Here is a 14,479-nt window from a genome sequence, read left to right on the forward strand (position 1 = left end):
AGAGTGTGCACGCTTTTACGGGCACTCGCATGCGCAGACCTCAAAATGCAGATATACCGATGATCATGATCTGGAAAACTGACAATCCTGGTACTACAGCGAGTAATCAGATTCAATTACCTCTGGCCGTAGGTGCTACCTATAATTTTACTGTTGAATGGGGAGATGGAACGACGACGATCATTACGGCTTACAACCTTACCGCTGCTACTCACACTTATGCTACGCCCGGAACTTATACTGTTAAATTGAAAGGAATTTTTACAAGACTTCGATTTAATAACGGAGGCGATCGCGAAAAGCTCTTAGATATCACTCAGTGGGGATCGAATCGCTGGACCAGTATGGCCGAGGCCTTCTATGGTTGCACCAATTTACAGATTAGTGCTGTCGATGCCCCCGTATTTAAAGTACCGGTAAGCATGGCAAGTATGCTTCGAAAAACGACGAATTTTAATAGTTCAATCGGTCACTGGGACACAAGCAAAGTAACCAGCATGTTCTATATGTTTGGTGATGCTGCCAACTTCAATCAGAATATTAGCTCTTGGGATACGTCAGCTGTCAATGATATGGGTGGTATGTTTGCAGCAGCTTATGCTTTCAATCAACCTATCGGCACTTGGGATACTTCGTCCGTCATTAGCTTTGTATCAATGTTTAGTAATGCAACAGCTTTTAATCAAGATATCGGTGCATGGAATACTTCTTCCGCTACAAATATGAGCGCAATGTTTTTTCTCGCTTCAGCGTTTAATAAAAATATTGGTTCATGGAACACTTCTGCTGTTACGAATATGTCCAATATGTTCAATGGAGCTTTAGCATTTAATCAAAATATTAGTTCTTGGAATACGGCCGCTGTTATCTATATGAATGGGATGTTCCAAGTCGCCATGTCCTTTAACCAACCAATAGGTTCATGGAACACTTCTAGTGTTACAAACATGTCTTCTATGTTTAGTAGGGCCTATGCTTTTAACCAACCACTCAATACATGGAACACATCTGCTGTTACTAATATGAGTGGAATGTTTTATACAGCATTGGCCTTCAATCAATCCCTTAATTCTTGGGTCACGAGCAGTGTAACAAATTTAAGCGCAATGTTTCAGAATGCCTCTGCTTTTAATGGATCAATTGGTAATTGGAATGTGTCCGCAGTTACGAACATGAACTCGATGTTCAGTGGAGCTTTAGCGTTTAATCAACCCATTGGTACATGGAACACTTCAGCTGTCACAGATATGAATTCAATGTTCAGTGGGGCATCCGCTTTCAATCAACCAATTGGAACTTGGAATACTTCTTCTGTACAATTTTTTCAGTCAATGTTTAGAACTGCGACTTCATTTAACCAGGACATTTCGACTTGGAATACCTCTTCGGCCCTCGTTTTGAATTCGATGTTCCAAGGTGCCACGTCCTTCAACCAACCAATCGGTTCTTGGAATACATCAAGTGTCACGAACTTTGGATTTATGTTCACAGGAGCGTCAGCTTTTAATCAACCTCTTGCTGCATGGAACACTTCTTCTGGAACGACCATGAGTTCAATGTTTCAAAATGCCACGGCCTACAATCAAAACTTAACCGGATGGACAGTAAATCCTAATGTGACTACTTGTAGTAGTTTTGAAAATTCCGCTGCCTGGACGCAAATCCCTGCCTTCGCAAATTGTACGCCATAATCTTATTTTAAATTTTCGATGATGGAATAAAACTCAGGAACAGTTTGAGAAAGCATCAAGCTTCTTCTCAATGGCTCTGCACCTTCGATTCCTTCCAGCATGAATCTCGAAACAGACTTACTTTGCTTTAAAAGCCCACGGACAGAAATGTTCTCAGACTCCAGGAGAGTCCTATATTCATGGAAGAAGTGTTTGATCTTGGCGAAGGTCTCTTCTTTAGTTGGTTCAAAATAACCACGGCGATAATCTTGAGCAATCCATGGAGCTTTAAGAGCACCACGAGCAATCATAACACCGTGACAGCCGGTTTCTTTCAGCATGCGATCGATATCTGTTGTTTTCCAAATATCACCATTACCAATGATTGGAACTTGAGAAAGCTCAACAGCACGTTTGATAAATTCCCAACGAGCAGGGGCCTTGTACATATCATCACGAGTGCGTCCGTGAACGGTGATCATCTCGACACCTTCATCATTTAGCATCTTGATAGAATCTTCAAAGCCATTGGTATCGTTATAACCAATTCTGATTTTACAGGTAAAGCGACCAGTATAGTTCTGACGAACTGAACGAACCAGACCTCTGAGCGAAACAAGATCAGTCAAAAGAAACGATCCACCACGGTTTTTACAAACTGTAGGAGAAGGACAACCAATATTCATGTCCATCCAAGGAATCTGAAGTTCTTCCACTTGCTTCACCATCTCAACCGTGAAGGCCTTATGAGAGGTGAGGATCTGAAACATGGTCTTATCTTGAATCCAAGGGATCTCAAAAATATCTTTCCCGAAATGCTTAATGAGATGCTTATTAGGATATTTACCCGCAGACGGAACTCGCAAGAAGTCACAGGCAAGCACGTCCCACTCAGGATAAAGCTTCTGTATGGTCTTACGAAATGAATCGTCCGTAATGCCTTCCATCGGCGCGAAGAATAGAGAACCGTAGGGAACGGGAGCTAATTTTCTCATCGCCACTCTTCCTCTTTCCAAATGCCATAACCCAACATCACAGTCAGAAGAACTAATTTGAAAACATCAGTACCAATATAGAGCTTGTGATAAAACTGGTGGGCCTGTTGAAGATCAGGATATTCAGCAACACCTGTGAGACCCATAAGATCAGCGGTCTTCCAAAGTTCTGTAACGTGAGTCAGCTTCGGTGTGAGGAACGCGAAGTAAGTCATCGCGATCAACCACGCTACGATACTCATCACTAGAAGTGGAAGGGCCTTTTTATTTTTTGTCACTTGATAGGCAAGGAGAGCAACTAAAATGGAACTAACAAAAACTTCCAAATTGTTCAGCTTAGAGAAAACAGCAATACCTAAATCGCCGGCCTTAAAAAAGATATCAATCGTTCTGAAAACAGTGGGGATAACAAAGATATCGACTAATACCGTCCAACCCCACCACATAGCTGTGAGGACTAAAAACTTAGCGTAAATGAGACGGCGAATGGTCATGACATGGGAGTATCAAACTAACTTAAAACCGTCATCACCAACTTACGAGGCGTGGCATTCTTTCTAAACTCGCAGAGGTAAATTCCCTGCCAAGTTCCAAGGTTAAGCTTTCCATTGGTAATAGGGATTGTGACCGAACTACCAACTAACAAAGACTTAATATGGGCGGGCATATCGTCTGGACCTTCTACCGTGTGCTGGTAGAAAGGTTGATTTTCGGGGGCAAGTTCATCAAAGCTTCGGTCCATATCATGTCGAACGGTTTGGTCGGCATTTTCATTGACCGCTAATCCGGCCGAGGTATGCAGGATGAACACGTGAAGAAGTCCGGCATCTGGGAGAGTTCCCACAGCTTTTAGGACCTCGTCAGTGATGATGTGGAAACCTTTTTTAAATACAGGAAGAGTAAGAAAGAATTGTTTGGTCATAAAAAAAAAGGCCCCTTATAGGGGCCTTATCGGAATTATTCGTCAGCACCTTTATCTGGATCCATTTGAGACTGCATATAATTCTGAACGCCAACGGCCTTAATCAGGTCACGCTGAGTTTCAAGCCAGTCAATGTGGTGTTCTTCAGACTTAAGGATTGAAAGGAAAAGATCACGAGTAGCGTAGTCGTGTTCAGACTCGGCTTGCTGGATACATTTTTTTAGATGAGGAACTGCTTCGTATTCAACCTCAAGGTCAGCAGCGATCACTTCAGTGATGTCAGTACCAACGCGAAGTTTGTTAAGCTTTTGAAGGTTAGGAAGACCTTCTAAGAATAGAATACGCTTAATCACCATATCAGCGTGCTTCATCTCATCGATTGAAGCTGCATATTCTAATTTCCCGATTCTCTCGAGGCCCCAGTTTTGAAGCATACGAGCGTGTAGAAAATATTGGTTAATAGCAGTTAGTTCTTTTGTGAGAACAGAATTTAGAGCGTCGATAATTGCAGGAGAGCCTTTCATATTCACCTCGAGAAGTTGTAATTGAATTAATTGTAGAAGAGGTGAAATGAAGAATCAAAAAAGTTCAACAGACCTAAGATTTGTTTGAACTGTCTTTCATTTCGTAGGGTGATTTAGCGCTGTGTTCGAGTAGGGTAGAAACAGCATCTTCAACGCATGTACCGCAATCTGAGCCAACACCAAGGGCCTTCAAAATCTCTTTGGGATTATTTGAGTTCCGAGACGTAATTGCGTCTTGGATTTGTTTTTCAGTGATGCCTTTACAGATACAAACGTACATAATGCGTGCGCCTTCCTATTGACCGCAGTATACACATGTTCGGCATATCTAACAATTGTATTAGTAAATATTTATTCGTTTGAAGGTTTAAACGTAATTTCGCAGGGTTACTGGCCCGAGCGAAGCCTTTCGATCAGGCGAAACATACCCAAGGTCGACATAGACCACTTAAGTTTATCCGTCATGATGGCCTCATGAAGCTCATCCAGGGTGTATTCCTTAAGGCCCATAATAGTGTCCTCACCATCTGGGTTCGGTAGCTTTGAGTGGATCAAATTGCGGGCGATAAAGAAGTGTTGAGCGTGATTAATCGTGCCTGAACCATGAAGAGTCATCAATGGTTCAAGAATGCCGGCCTTATAACCAATCTCTTCCTGCATTTCACGCTGAGCATTTTCTTCTGGGGTTCCTTTGTGGTGCTCAAGAATTCCTGAAACGGGCTTGATTCTGAAGGGTGGATTCTCGTGAGGACGCTTTTCTTCAATCAAAATGATTTTACCGTCCTCAGTAATGGGAAAAACAATCACTCCATGAGGGAAGTAGGCGCGCTCCCACACGATGCCGTTGATTTTTTCTTCGGTGACTCGAATGATCTGACCCTTATAAACTTCTTTTTCCATATTTCTCCAGGAGTGTTTCAACTGCTTTTCCGATAGAGGAAGTGATCTCGTGTTCAGCATCTTCCACTTCATTCCATCCTACATGAATGCCATTCTGTTTTAACTTTTCAATTTCACTGATGGCACTTTTTGCTGTGACGATTTCATCTTTCATTCCGTGAATAGCTTCCATTGGAAAAGGCAGTGGTTCATAAATCAATGTCGTTCTGAATTCACAACTAAGACCAATCACTAATTCTGTTTCTTTAATTTCTTTTCCGACGAGAGGAGCGAGATAACCGCCCTGAGAAAAACCAATGATAGTGAGTGGAAGTTTATTTGGATTCTCGATTTCCAATAAATCTCGCAGCCAAAATTTAGCGAGGTCCTGATTCAAAAAATACTTCTGTTCAAACTTATCGTAGAAGTACCAGGAATGGCCGTAGCTCACACGACCTTCCTTTACTCGAGGTAGAGGAAATGGACCATTTGGGGCGATTACCATGGAGTTTTGAGGCAAGTAGGGAAGTAACTTGCGGAAAATACGCTTTCCGCGCTCTTGAAGTCCGTGCAATAACAGGAAAACCTGGGTGGGGTTATCCACTCGTCTTACCACTCCATCCATCTGGGCGAAGGAGGTAAATTGCCAGCGTTGTTCTGAAGTTTCCTGTAAATTTTTCAAAAAGTTACCCTTAAAATCCAAAGCTCTTTAATCCACTATAAAATAGCTTCATTGGTTTAAGGAGTCTCTATGAAGTTTCAAAAGTTCACAATCTTTCCTACGAAGCCTGCACAAGGTCAGGAGTCAGAAGAGATTGAAGTGTTATTTAATCTTGATCATATCATTTCGATCAAACCCATTCGCATCTCAAGACCTGATAAAATCTTGAATGGCTTCTGGATCAGAACGACAAACGGCAAGAAATACCGTGCTTCAAAGATCCCGAGTGATCTATTGAGCGTTATCGGAGAGAAGTACCAAGGTCCAGTAAACCTCATGGTAGATTCTGACGAGCAGCCTTTTCAATAAATAATTCTACAGTGGCTTTACCTCTTACCGAAAAGACAGGTGAGAGGTAAACGTCATGATGAATTTGATTCAAAAATTTTTTAGTACTGATCGCTCGAACAAAGCACAAATCCGCAAAAACTTCACAACCTATTTTTATTCGCTCCCTGAACATCAGTGGATCCTTGAATCTGAATGTCGTGACCACTTCGATAAACTCTTCTCACTTTTGCCTTCAGGCATCCTTGAAGCGATGATGACGAAGTATCCAGTGGAGTTCATTCCAAGTTATGCCATGAAAGAGCATCACCGTAAGGGGATGGTTCTTGCAAATACGATTGTGGTCTTTCCTGAATTTCAAAAGCTATTAAGAAGTAATAAACGTGCAGCAGTTGCATACCTTGCCCATGAAGTTGCCTTCGTGCTTTATGAGCATGAAGGGAATAAGGACCATGATCCTCTTATGGCCGAAGTAGAGGCGGATAAGTTTGTTTGTGATTTGGGTCTTACTTTTGAATTGGAAGATCTGCTTCTTATGCTGGATGAAACTATTGAAAAACGTCTTCGTCTTACTTACCTCACGATCAATCACTTCAAAGATAACTAGAACAATAAATCGAAGCGGACTGGGATAATCGTCAAACCCAGTCCGTATTTCACGTCCTGATCATTAAAATCTTTTCCATGTGTTTTATAGAAAAGTCGAATCTGTGGTGAGAATGACAGGTTATCAAATCCCATCATTACAATAGGTATCCGTTTTCCAAATAGAAATTCATAAGTTTGATTTGTATCATCTAGCTCGATGGGGGCTTTACCTTCCGCATCTGTAAAATCATGTGAGATTTCTTCCTCGTGACTAGTGTTACTAGCACTCATACCAATGTAATAAGCATCGTGAATATCGTTACTGAAATTATAAAGTAGAAAAATCCCCAAAGTGTTCTCTTCAACTTCCTGTTGTGATTCACCTCCACCCTTGCGGCTAAATTTATATTCTGAATGATAACCTTCATAGAAAGCACCAATTTGAAATCGAGGATAGAGTCTATATGCATAATTAACGGCAAGGTCACTAAGAAGGCGATCAACCCTTTTAAAAGGGGAGGAGGAACTTGTTTGCATTCGCTCACCTGATCCCATCCAACCCAAACCCTGGGAACCAAAAGTTATCATATGACGAGACTCTCGAGCATATAAGATTGATGAAAGGAGCGTCATAGCGAGCAGGAGCAACATCTTCATAAAGTTCCTTTGCCTAGAAACCAATAGATGTTTTCCTTGTGAAAGTAATTCTGTAGGGCTTAAAAAATTTGCGAAGCGGAAAAGTCAGGAAAGAAACTCTTAAGAAATTTCCAGTTGAACTAAATTTGCAACCTTGGATAATGGATTAGATTGATTATTGTTTTTTACAACTAACCTTTAACAACGGAGTGAAGGAATGAAAAAATTATTAGTTGTTGTTGCAGTTGCTCTTATGACTTCTTCTGCTTTTGCTGCTAAATACGGCTCAGCTGGTTGTGGTCTTGGTTCTATGATTTTCGAAGGCGACCAGACTTGGTGGAAACAAGTTCTAGCTGCTACTACAAACGGTACAGGTGTACAAACTATCGGTATCACTCTTGGTACTTCTAACTGTGATTCTCCAGCTCCTCTAAAAGTTGGCCAAGCAGAAGCTTATGTTGAAGCTAACAAAGTTGCTCTTGCTAACGATATCGCTCGTGGTAACGGTGAAACAATCGTAGGTCTTTCTAAAGTTTACGGTTGTACAAATGCAGCTCAGTTCGGCCAAGCTCTGAAGTCTAACTATTCTACAATCTTTACTTCAGCTAACTCGACTTCTTCTGAAATCACTCACAACATCAACGGTGTTGCTGCAACTACTTGTAATACTCAGATCTAATTTCTATAATGGGACCTGCACTTAAAAGCAGGTCCCATGTATTTCATTCTTCCTCTTTTATTCTCGTTTTCTCTTATCGCAGCTTCTACACCTAAAGAACTGTCCGAAACCAAAAAATGGCATCGACTTCTGCATTATAAGAAGACCTGGACGGGTTCTTATGAAAGTGAGGCCGATGGCGCGAAGTTCTTTTTGCATAAAGAAGGTAAATCTAATCCTCAAAAGGAACTAGAGACCACAATTGAACTCTTTAGTGCTCCTGGTGCGCTTAATGATGATCATCCGATTTGTCGTTTTCCGCTTCGTTATAAATGGTTGAATCAGCAACTAGGGATGCCGTGGAAAGCGGACCTCATGCAATGTAAGAAGTATGTCGATTTCTTTTCAAAGCTTGCCGCGAAACGTGCTTCGGTGGTGTTTTCATCTTATTACCTAGGAAGTCCAAACTCTGCCTTCGGTCATACTTTGCTTCGTTTAAGTCGCTACGATAACCCACGTGAAACTGAGATGCTGGATTATGGAATTAACTATTCGGCGGTGGCCAATGAGAAGAATCCGTTCTTGTATGCCGTGAAAGGTCTCTTTGGAGGATTTGAAGGGAAGTTTGCTGCGATTCCTTACTATTACAAGATCCGCGAGTACACCAACGTTGAGTTTCGTGACCTTTGGGCCTATGACTTAAAACTCACTATGCCTGAAGTTCTAGAAATGGTTGATCACGTATGGGAACTTGGTGATACGTACTTTGATTATTTCTATTTCCATGAAAATTGCTCTTACCACCTTTTGAGTATCATCGAGGCCGCTAAGCCCGATGCTAATCTCACGGATCAGTTTAACTGGTACACGATTCCGGCCGACACTGTTCGCATGCTGAAGAAAGAGGGACTGATTGAAGAAGGGCAGAGACGTGAATCAACCTATTCAAAGCTCACAAGACTGTCTTCAAATTTAAGTGACAAGAACTTAGAGCTTTCAAAAGACATTGCTTCAAAACCAGAAGAAACTCAAACACTCGTTGCGGGCATGGATGATAAGAAGGCCGCTGATGTGTTGGATGTTTCGATTGAGGCCTTCGATTACTATAATTTTGAAAAGATTCTTCAAGACGATGCAAAGACTAAAGCGAAGAAAGAACATATTTTATCTGCTCGCGCAAAAAATCCTATCATCACACATGATGAAATTGATCCATCTCTTACTCGCAAGGATGATCCTGCCCTCAGCCATTCACCGACCCGTTTATCACTGGCGGAAGGTTATACAGATCAGGTAGGGAAGTACACGCGGTTTGAATTCCGCGCGGCCCTTCATGATGTGCTGGATCCGATTCCCGGAACCATGAATACATCTCAAATTGAGATGGGTAAGGTGAACTTTAAACTTCAGGACCGGTACTATAAGAGTCCTAAGTTTATCTTCCAGGATTTCACGATCTTCAATATTAAGAACTATCCTGAGCAAAATTTCTGGGCCTCTCCAACTTCTTGGGAAGTAGATGTAGGTGCTAAGCAGTTACACCGCGTTCAGTGTTTCGATTGTCCGGCCGCTTATGTGATGGGTTCAATTGGTAACAGTCTTCAGATTGCACGCGATCGACTTTTCATGTCGGTCCTTGTTAACGGTGAAGTTGATATTCAAAACCAATTCACGAACAATTACCGCTTTGGAATTGGGCCAAAATTATTTTCTCGATATCGTGCTTCTGATGCATGGTTAGTAGGGCTCACGAGTTATTATCATTTCAATACCTATGAGCATAAAAAGATGTTCCAGGATTATGGGTGGTATAACGAATTGGAACTTCGTCATCATCTGAGTGAGTCAGTATCTCTAAGCTTAAAAGGCAACGGCTACGAGCAGGAGCGAGTATGGGTGACTGGTGGAGAGTTGGGCTTGCTGTATTTCTACTAATTGTGGAGACTAGTTCCGTTATGGCCAAAATTCCTTCTGAATTCATCTCACTTTCTGAAACCTGTCCGAATATTATTATTCAGAGTGATTACTCGACGGTGAAGAATTTCACGGGCGAGATCGTTCGTGGTTATAAGAAGACTGCTGCCTATATGGCGAAAGCACCCGCCAAGGCCTTAGGCGAAGTTCAAAAAGTGGCGCTCTCTCGCGGGTATAATCTTAAAATCTTCGATGGTTACCGTCCTGTAAAGGCGGTGGAGTTTTTCCAGGAATGGGCAAAACGTCCGGAAACCAATCCTGAGATTAAGGCCCATTACTATCCAACCTTTTCTCGCTTAGATCTCTTTGAGCAGGGTTTTATCGCTAAACAATCCAGCCACTCACGTGGGGCGGCAGTTGATTTGACCCTGGTGGATCTAAAAACCGGTAAAGAACTCGATATGGGGTCCCACTTTGATTTCTTTGATGAGCGATCTAATACCGATAGTAAGAGCATCACGGAAGAGCAGAAAAAGAATCGTATGTTATTGAAAGAACTGATGGAAGGTAAGGGCTTTAAGAACTTTTCACAGGAATGGTGGCACTACTCGTTTAAACCTGAACCTCATCCGGATCAGGCATTTAACTTCGACGTCGAGTAATTACTCGTAATTTAGCTCGTAGTTAGCGTGAAGATTTCCCAGCTTCTTATACGAGTTTCTCCAGTAGACAACTACCAGATAAGGGCTGATGAGAACTAAACTCAAGCGAGCGAGAATTTTCATAAACTTTCCTTTGCGTTCATTATGCCTGAGAATAAGTAAGAGAAATTTTCGGGTTAAGTTAACTTAGTTAAGATTTGATGAAGAGAGAAACTATGCGCGCTTGTATTTTTTTCTTAGCACTTTTATTCCTTCAGAGTTGTTCTCATGTTTTCTATCAGCCGTCACCACAACACTTTGTAGACCCGGCCCAATTTAAACTTAAGTACGAAGACGTTTACTTCAAAGCAAGTGATGGAACCAAACTTCATGGTTGGTTCTTCCCGGCCAAAACAAATAAAACCAAGGGAACTATTGTTCAGTTTCATGGGAACGCTCAGAACATCTCGACCCATTTTTTCAGTCTTATCTGGGTGATAGACCATGGTTACAACCTTTTCACCTTCGATTACCGTGGTTACGCGAAGTCAGAAGGGAAGTCTTCCCAGGCAGGAATTTATAAGGATGCCCTGGCGGCTTTTGAAAAGGCGCGTGAGTTTAACCAGAAGCATGGCAATGGAAAGTTTGTCATCTATGGCCAAAGCACTGGCGGCGCAATCTCACTTCGCGCGATCCCAGACTATAAGCACTATGATGATATTTCTCTCATCGTCATGGACTCGGCGTTCTCTTCTTATCAAGACATTGCATTTGATAAACTAACCGATCATTGGTTCTTATATCCTATTAGTCCTTTGGCCTACGTGTTGGTTTCTGATGCTTATGCGGCCGATAAAGTCTTCGATAAGATTACGAAACCCACACTCGTCATCGTTGGGATGAAAGACAAGGTAGTGCCACCAAAATTTGGTAAGACCATTTTTAAAGGCATCGCGGCCAAAGAGAAGTGGCTCTGGAAAATGCCAAATGGGACGCACATCGATGCTTATCATCATGATGGGAATATTTATCGCCAGAAGTTTTTGGACTTAGTTGATAGTGTTCCTCGGTGATTAGCACTATTTGCCTAGTTCACACATTTTTTTGTCAAGCTTTGATATAGGTCCTATAATTTACATAAGATTTTTGTTTAGGAACTTTATCGAGGATTGATAAAACCAAATGAACCAAGTCAAGAAGAGCCCGACAGATGAAGTCGGTAAACGAGCTTACTCATCGTTCGGACGTATTAATGGTCAACATCCTTTCAAGGATCAGGTTCCTGGCGGACGAGTAGAATATAAGGCCCGTTATAAGAAAGGTGGCAAAGTCACTTTCTTCAATTTCGACCTCGCTAAAGAAATGGGACTTCTCCCAAAGACTCACGAAACAAAATTAAATCCTGAATTAGAAAAAGAAATCCTCGAAACCTTCAGTCTTGTGATCATCAATGAATATGATGAGATGAACAAGATCAAGTTCCCGCAAGATGAGATTCATCCTCATACTTATATGGCCACTCGTTATCTGCAGTTGCAACATCCGGATAAGACTGGACGCACTTCAGGAGATGGTCGTTCGATTTGGAACGGAACTTTCCGCGGTAATGGTACAACTTGGGACGTTTCAAGTTGTGGTACTGGTGCTACGAAACTTTCTCCAGCATGTAACATCAATAAGATCTTCTATCAGACGGGTGATCCGTCAATTTCATATGGTTGTGGTCTATCAGAAGTAGGAGAGGGTCTCGAGACGCTTTTCTTTTCTGAGGTCTTAGGGAAGAACGGCTTTAAAACTGAGCGCGTGCTTGCGATCATTGAGTTTGATAAGGGTCTCGCGATTAACGTTCGCGCTAATCCAAATCTTATGCGTCCAAGTCACTTTTTTGGACATTTAAAGCAAGGTAATCTCACAACACTTAAACAAGTTGCTGATTACTATATCGAGCGCCAGATTGAAAATAAGGCCTGGGCGCAAACGACGTTTAAGAACAATAAAGAGAAGTATTTCTATCTCGCTAATCAAGTGGCCCGTGACTTTGCTGCAGTATCAGCTAAGTTTGAGGATGAGTATATTTTTTGTTGGCTTGATTGGGACGGCGATAACATCCTGATGGATGGCGGGATCATTGACTACGGTTCGATCCGTCAGTTCGGTCTGTTCCATGCTGAATACCGCTATGATGACGTTCAAAGATATTCAACTACAATTTTAGAGCAGAAGCAGAAGGCCCGTTATATCGTTCAGTGTTTCGCGCAAATTGCGGACTTCCTGACGACTGGTAAGAAGCGCTCTCTCTCTGAATTTAGAAACCATGATGTGCTTAAGACTTTTGATAAGCATTTCCATGAGTGTAAAGATCGTAATCTTGTTCAGAAGATTGGATTTAAAAAGAATCATCAGGACTTCCTGATGAAGAACCATAGACATCTGGTGACGAAGTTCCGTAAGCCGTTTAGCTACTTCGAGAGATCGAAGTCTAAACGTGGAATGTACAAAGTTCCAGATGGGATTAACCGCGATGCTCTTTTCTGTATGAGAGATATCCTGCGTGAGATGCCTCAGTTGTATCTGACAAAAGAGGGAATGCTCAGGGATGAAGATTTTATTGAAGTGATTAAGTCTTCATACGCAAAGAAGAGTGATTTAAAGCTTACTGAAGTACGTAGAAAACAAATAAGTAAATTCCAGAACACGTATATGGCCCTGCTCGCCGCCGTGGAGAAAGAGACCGGTATGACTCGCGCTCAGCTTCTTTTAGAACTGACGATGCGCTCATCTGTTATTAATAAATATGACAGAGTGACTGGTGACTCGATTACATTCATTGTCCAAAAAGTTCAAAAGCTCCGTCCAAAACTAGGTGCGGAAGAGTTATATCAGCTTGCACAGCAATTCTCTTCTTATCAGAACCTGGACCCGGATCAAAAAACCGTTTCCAATGAAATTCCCCCACGACACAAGAACATTATGCAGGGTTTATACTCTATTGTTCGAGAGTGTCGTGAGGGGCTATGAAGCTTGTCTTCTATAGCGGCGGAGACGATAAAGACAATCGCCAGTTAGATAAGGATTTCGTTCAGCTGATCGGAAAGAAAAATCCGGTGGTGACTTTTATTCCTTCGTCTTCATATCTGTCTGAACAAGAGTTTAAGGTCTTCGTTAAACACTATTCAAAGTTTAAGATCTCGCGCTTTATTCACTTTCCGGTGGATGTGCCCTTCGACAAGATCATGCTTCAAGAAGTTCTTCGCAGTGATGCCATTCATATGGCGGGTGGAAATACGTTCTATTTCTTAAATAGCCTTCGTAAGGCCAAGATGCTGCCGAGACTTCGCGAGTTTGTGGAGAGAGGTGGGGTGCTGACCGGTCTTTCGGCCGGGGCGATTATGATGACGGAAACGATTAATATGGCGGCCTATCCGGAATTTGATCGTGATGAGAATAGTGTGAAGATTAAGAACCTATCGTCGATGGGATTGGTTGATTTCTATTTCTTTCCGCATTTTAAAAATTCTTCTCGCTACGATGTAGCATTCAAAAAGTATTCAAAGAATCACAAAAAAGTCATCTACGCTTGTCCCGATGGGGCAGGTATTGTGGTGGATGGGAATGAGATCAGATTTGTTGGGAAATGTTATGCCTATTCAGAAGGGCATAAGTTTGTGATCAATTAAGTGTAATCAATTACTGCCAGACAAATAACTCCTAAAGAGAAAGAAGCTACCAAGAAAATCTGTGGAATCAGATTGGGATGATTTATGTAGGCGGGAATGATCATGATGTGACCTACGACAAAGACCACTGCCGCAGTTTTAAGTTTTCCCTTAACAAGATTTTTTTCGTCTTTTTGATGCTGCTTAAGCTTCTTCTCCCGTCTTTCGGTAGGAGAGGGCTCATGTTTTTTTGTTTCGATATGTGAAATGCGGATCTGCTTTTCTTTGCGTTCTTCAATTTTCTTGAATTGGTCATCGACATTTTTAACGATGTCTTCGAAACGGTTTTTTTGGGTCATGTGAGGATGTCGGCATTATTGAAGGTGA

The 14,479-nt window shown here is 41.9% G+C and carries 19 protein-coding genes; 9 read left to right on the forward strand and 10 right to left on the reverse strand.

The genetic code is table 11. The features are described from left to right. Positions 1–29: 29 nt before the first annotated feature. On the forward strand, positions 30–1,691 hold the full coding sequence (locus SOO65_RS04720; protein WP_321397742.1) for a BspA family leucine-rich repeat surface protein: 1,662 nt from the start codon (positions 30–32) through the stop codon (positions 1,689–1,691). Between the two features lie 2 nt (positions 1,692–1,693). Here the strand turns inward: SOO65_RS04720 and SOO65_RS04725 are convergent, their stop codons facing one another. From SOO65_RS04725 to SOO65_RS04755, 7 genes are all read right to left on the reverse strand, one after another. Next, complete coding sequence (locus SOO65_RS04725) at positions 1,694–2,665, reverse strand: tRNA dihydrouridine synthase (RefSeq protein WP_321397745.1); 972 nt, start codon at positions 2,663–2,665, stop codon at positions 1,694–1,696. Then, on the reverse strand, positions 2,662–3,159 hold the full coding sequence (locus tag SOO65_RS04730; RefSeq protein WP_321397748.1) for a DUF4149 domain-containing protein: 498 nt from the start codon (positions 3,157–3,159) through the stop codon (positions 2,662–2,664). The genes SOO65_RS04725 and SOO65_RS04730 overlap by 4 nt, the downstream gene beginning before the upstream one ends. A gap of 17 nt (positions 3,160–3,176) precedes the next feature. Next, entirely contained in the window at positions 3,177–3,587 is a 411-nt protein-coding gene (locus SOO65_RS04735) for a secondary thiamine-phosphate synthase enzyme YjbQ (protein WP_321397751.1), read from the reverse strand. Between the two features lie 35 nt (positions 3,588–3,622). Further along, complete coding sequence (bfr, locus tag SOO65_RS04740; RefSeq protein WP_321397754.1) at positions 3,623–4,111, reverse strand: bacterioferritin; 489 nt, start codon at positions 4,109–4,111, stop codon at positions 3,623–3,625. Between the two features lie 73 nt (positions 4,112–4,184). Then, a complete protein-coding gene (locus tag SOO65_RS04745) occupies positions 4,185–4,391 on the reverse strand; it encodes a (2Fe-2S)-binding protein (protein ID WP_321397757.1) in 207 nt (68 codons plus the stop codon). A 107-nt stretch (positions 4,392–4,498) separates the two neighbouring features. Beyond that, positions 4,499–5,011 carry an NUDIX hydrolase gene (locus SOO65_RS04750; RefSeq protein ID WP_321397760.1) on the reverse strand — a complete coding sequence of 171 codons (513 nt, stop codon included), beginning with the start codon at positions 5,009–5,011 and terminating at the stop codon, positions 4,499–4,501. Further along, the gene (locus tag SOO65_RS04755) at positions 4,992–5,672 is read right to left on the reverse strand and encodes an alpha/beta hydrolase (protein ID WP_321397763.1); all 681 of its coding nucleotides are present in this window, start codon (positions 5,670–5,672) and stop codon (positions 4,992–4,994) included. Before SOO65_RS04755 ends, SOO65_RS04750 begins: the two co-directional genes overlap by 20 nt. A gap of 69 nt (positions 5,673–5,741) precedes the next feature. Here SOO65_RS04755 and SOO65_RS04760 point away from each other — a divergent pair, with 69 nt between their 5' ends. After that, a complete protein-coding gene (locus SOO65_RS04760; RefSeq protein WP_321397766.1) occupies positions 5,742–6,020 on the forward strand; it encodes a hypothetical protein in 279 nt (92 codons plus the stop codon). A gap of 55 nt (positions 6,021–6,075) precedes the next feature. Then, on the forward strand, positions 6,076–6,606 hold the full coding sequence (locus SOO65_RS04765) for a hypothetical protein (RefSeq protein WP_321397769.1): 531 nt from the start codon (positions 6,076–6,078) through the stop codon (positions 6,604–6,606). Here SOO65_RS04765 and SOO65_RS04770 read toward each other — a convergent pair. Then, positions 6,603–7,244 (reverse strand): hypothetical protein, encoded by a 642-nt coding sequence (locus tag SOO65_RS04770; RefSeq protein ID WP_321397772.1) that lies wholly within the window; start codon positions 7,242–7,244, stop codon positions 6,603–6,605. The two genes, SOO65_RS04765 and SOO65_RS04770, sit on opposite strands and share 4 nt — an antisense overlap. Positions 7,245–7,440: 196 nt before the next feature. Here SOO65_RS04770 and SOO65_RS04775 point away from each other — a divergent pair, with 196 nt between their 5' ends. From SOO65_RS04775 to SOO65_RS04785, 3 genes are read left to right on the forward strand one after another with little or no spacing between them, the layout of a single operon-like run. Next, positions 7,441–7,902: a DUF3015 family protein gene (locus tag SOO65_RS04775; protein ID WP_321397774.1), complete on the forward strand. Its 462-nt coding sequence runs from the start codon at positions 7,441–7,443 to the stop codon at positions 7,900–7,902. A gap of 36 nt (positions 7,903–7,938) precedes the next feature. After that, positions 7,939–9,816: an Lnb N-terminal periplasmic domain-containing protein gene (locus tag SOO65_RS04780; RefSeq protein WP_321397777.1), complete on the forward strand. Its 1,878-nt coding sequence runs from the start codon at positions 7,939–7,941 to the stop codon at positions 9,814–9,816. Between the two features lie 20 nt (positions 9,817–9,836). After that, on the forward strand, positions 9,837–10,457 hold the full coding sequence (locus SOO65_RS04785) for a M15 family metallopeptidase (RefSeq protein WP_321397779.1): 621 nt from the start codon (positions 9,837–9,839) through the stop codon (positions 10,455–10,457). Here SOO65_RS04785 and SOO65_RS04790 read toward each other — a convergent pair whose 3' ends face one another. Then, positions 10,458–10,580, reverse strand: a complete 123-nt coding sequence (locus SOO65_RS04790; RefSeq protein WP_321397782.1) for a hypothetical protein — start codon at positions 10,578–10,580, stop codon at positions 10,458–10,460. It lies immediately after the preceding gene. A 92-nt stretch (positions 10,581–10,672) separates the two neighbouring features. On the opposite strand from SOO65_RS04790, the gene SOO65_RS04795 reads away from it, so the two are divergent. The 3 genes from SOO65_RS04795 to SOO65_RS04805 all read left to right on the forward strand — a co-directional run bounded on the left by SOO65_RS04795 (position 10,673) and on the right by SOO65_RS04805 (position 14,113). Beyond that, complete coding sequence (locus tag SOO65_RS04795; RefSeq protein ID WP_321397784.1) at positions 10,673–11,509, forward strand: alpha/beta hydrolase; 837 nt, start codon at positions 10,673–10,675, stop codon at positions 11,507–11,509. Between the two features lie 109 nt (positions 11,510–11,618). Beyond that, complete coding sequence (locus SOO65_RS04800) at positions 11,619–13,454, forward strand: hypothetical protein (RefSeq protein WP_321397787.1); 1,836 nt, start codon at positions 11,619–11,621, stop codon at positions 13,452–13,454. Then, the gene (locus SOO65_RS04805) at positions 13,451–14,113 is read left to right on the forward strand and encodes a Type 1 glutamine amidotransferase-like domain-containing protein (protein WP_321397790.1); all 663 of its coding nucleotides are present in this window, start codon (positions 13,451–13,453) and stop codon (positions 14,111–14,113) included. The genes SOO65_RS04800 and SOO65_RS04805 overlap by 4 nt, the downstream gene beginning before the upstream one ends. Here SOO65_RS04805 and SOO65_RS04810 read toward each other — a convergent pair. Continuing rightward, positions 14,110–14,451 (reverse strand): hypothetical protein, encoded by a 342-nt coding sequence (locus tag SOO65_RS04810; protein ID WP_321397793.1) that lies wholly within the window; start codon positions 14,449–14,451, stop codon positions 14,110–14,112. The genes SOO65_RS04805 and SOO65_RS04810 overlap by 4 nt on opposite strands. Positions 14,452–14,479 lie beyond the last annotated feature (28 nt).

It is taken from the genome of Peredibacter starrii, assembly GCF_034259205.1.
Taxonomy (GTDB): domain Bacteria; phylum Bdellovibrionota; class Bacteriovoracia; order Bacteriovoracales; family Bacteriovoracaceae; genus Peredibacter; species Peredibacter starrii.

Bases quoted from the DNA above. Each gene is read 5' to 3' on its own strand.
- SOO65_RS04720 (WP_321397742.1), top strand. From the start codon at position 30: ATGCGCAGACCTCAAAATGCAGATATACCGATGATCATGATCTGGAAA.
- SOO65_RS04750 (WP_321397760.1), bottom strand. From the start codon at position 5,011: ATGGAAAAAGAAGTTTATAAGGGTCAGATCATTCGAGTCACCGAAGAA.
- SOO65_RS04760 (WP_321397766.1), top strand. From the start codon at position 5,742: ATGAAGTTTCAAAAGTTCACAATCTTTCCTACGAAGCCTGCACAAGGT.
- SOO65_RS04775 (WP_321397774.1), top strand. From the start codon at position 7,441: ATGAAAAAATTATTAGTTGTTGTTGCAGTTGCTCTTATGACTTCTTCT.
- SOO65_RS04795 (WP_321397784.1), top strand. From the start codon at position 10,673: ATGCGCGCTTGTATTTTTTTCTTAGCACTTTTATTCCTTCAGAGTTGT.
- SOO65_RS04780 (WP_321397777.1), top strand. From the start codon at position 7,939: ATGTATTTCATTCTTCCTCTTTTATTCTCGTTTTCTCTTATCGCAGCT.
- SOO65_RS04735 (WP_321397751.1), bottom strand. From the start codon at position 3,587: ATGACCAAACAATTCTTTCTTACTCTTCCTGTATTTAAAAAAGGTTTC.
- SOO65_RS04810 (WP_321397793.1), bottom strand. From the start codon at position 14,451: ATGACCCAAAAAAACCGTTTCGAAGACATCGTTAAAAATGTCGATGAC.
- SOO65_RS04770 (WP_321397772.1), bottom strand. From the start codon at position 7,244: ATGAAGATGTTGCTCCTGCTCGCTATGACGCTCCTTTCATCAATCTTA.
- SOO65_RS04730 (WP_321397748.1), bottom strand. From the start codon at position 3,159: ATGACCATTCGCCGTCTCATTTACGCTAAGTTTTTAGTCCTCACAGCT.
- SOO65_RS04765 (WP_321397769.1), top strand. From the start codon at position 6,076: ATGATGAATTTGATTCAAAAATTTTTTAGTACTGATCGCTCGAACAAA.
- SOO65_RS04785 (WP_321397779.1), top strand. From the start codon at position 9,837: ATGGCCAAAATTCCTTCTGAATTCATCTCACTTTCTGAAACCTGTCCG.
- bfr (WP_321397754.1), bottom strand. From the start codon at position 4,111: ATGAAAGGCTCTCCTGCAATTATCGACGCTCTAAATTCTGTTCTCACA.
- SOO65_RS04790 (WP_321397782.1), bottom strand. From the start codon at position 10,580: ATGAAAATTCTCGCTCGCTTGAGTTTAGTTCTCATCAGCCCTTATCTG.
- SOO65_RS04745 (WP_321397757.1), bottom strand. From the start codon at position 4,391: ATGTACGTTTGTATCTGTAAAGGCATCACTGAAAAACAAATCCAAGAC.
- SOO65_RS04805 (WP_321397790.1), top strand. From the start codon at position 13,451: ATGAAGCTTGTCTTCTATAGCGGCGGAGACGATAAAGACAATCGCCAG.
- SOO65_RS04800 (WP_321397787.1), top strand. From the start codon at position 11,619: ATGAACCAAGTCAAGAAGAGCCCGACAGATGAAGTCGGTAAACGAGCT.
- SOO65_RS04725 (WP_321397745.1), bottom strand. From the start codon at position 2,665: ATGAGAAAATTAGCTCCCGTTCCCTACGGTTCTCTATTCTTCGCGCCG.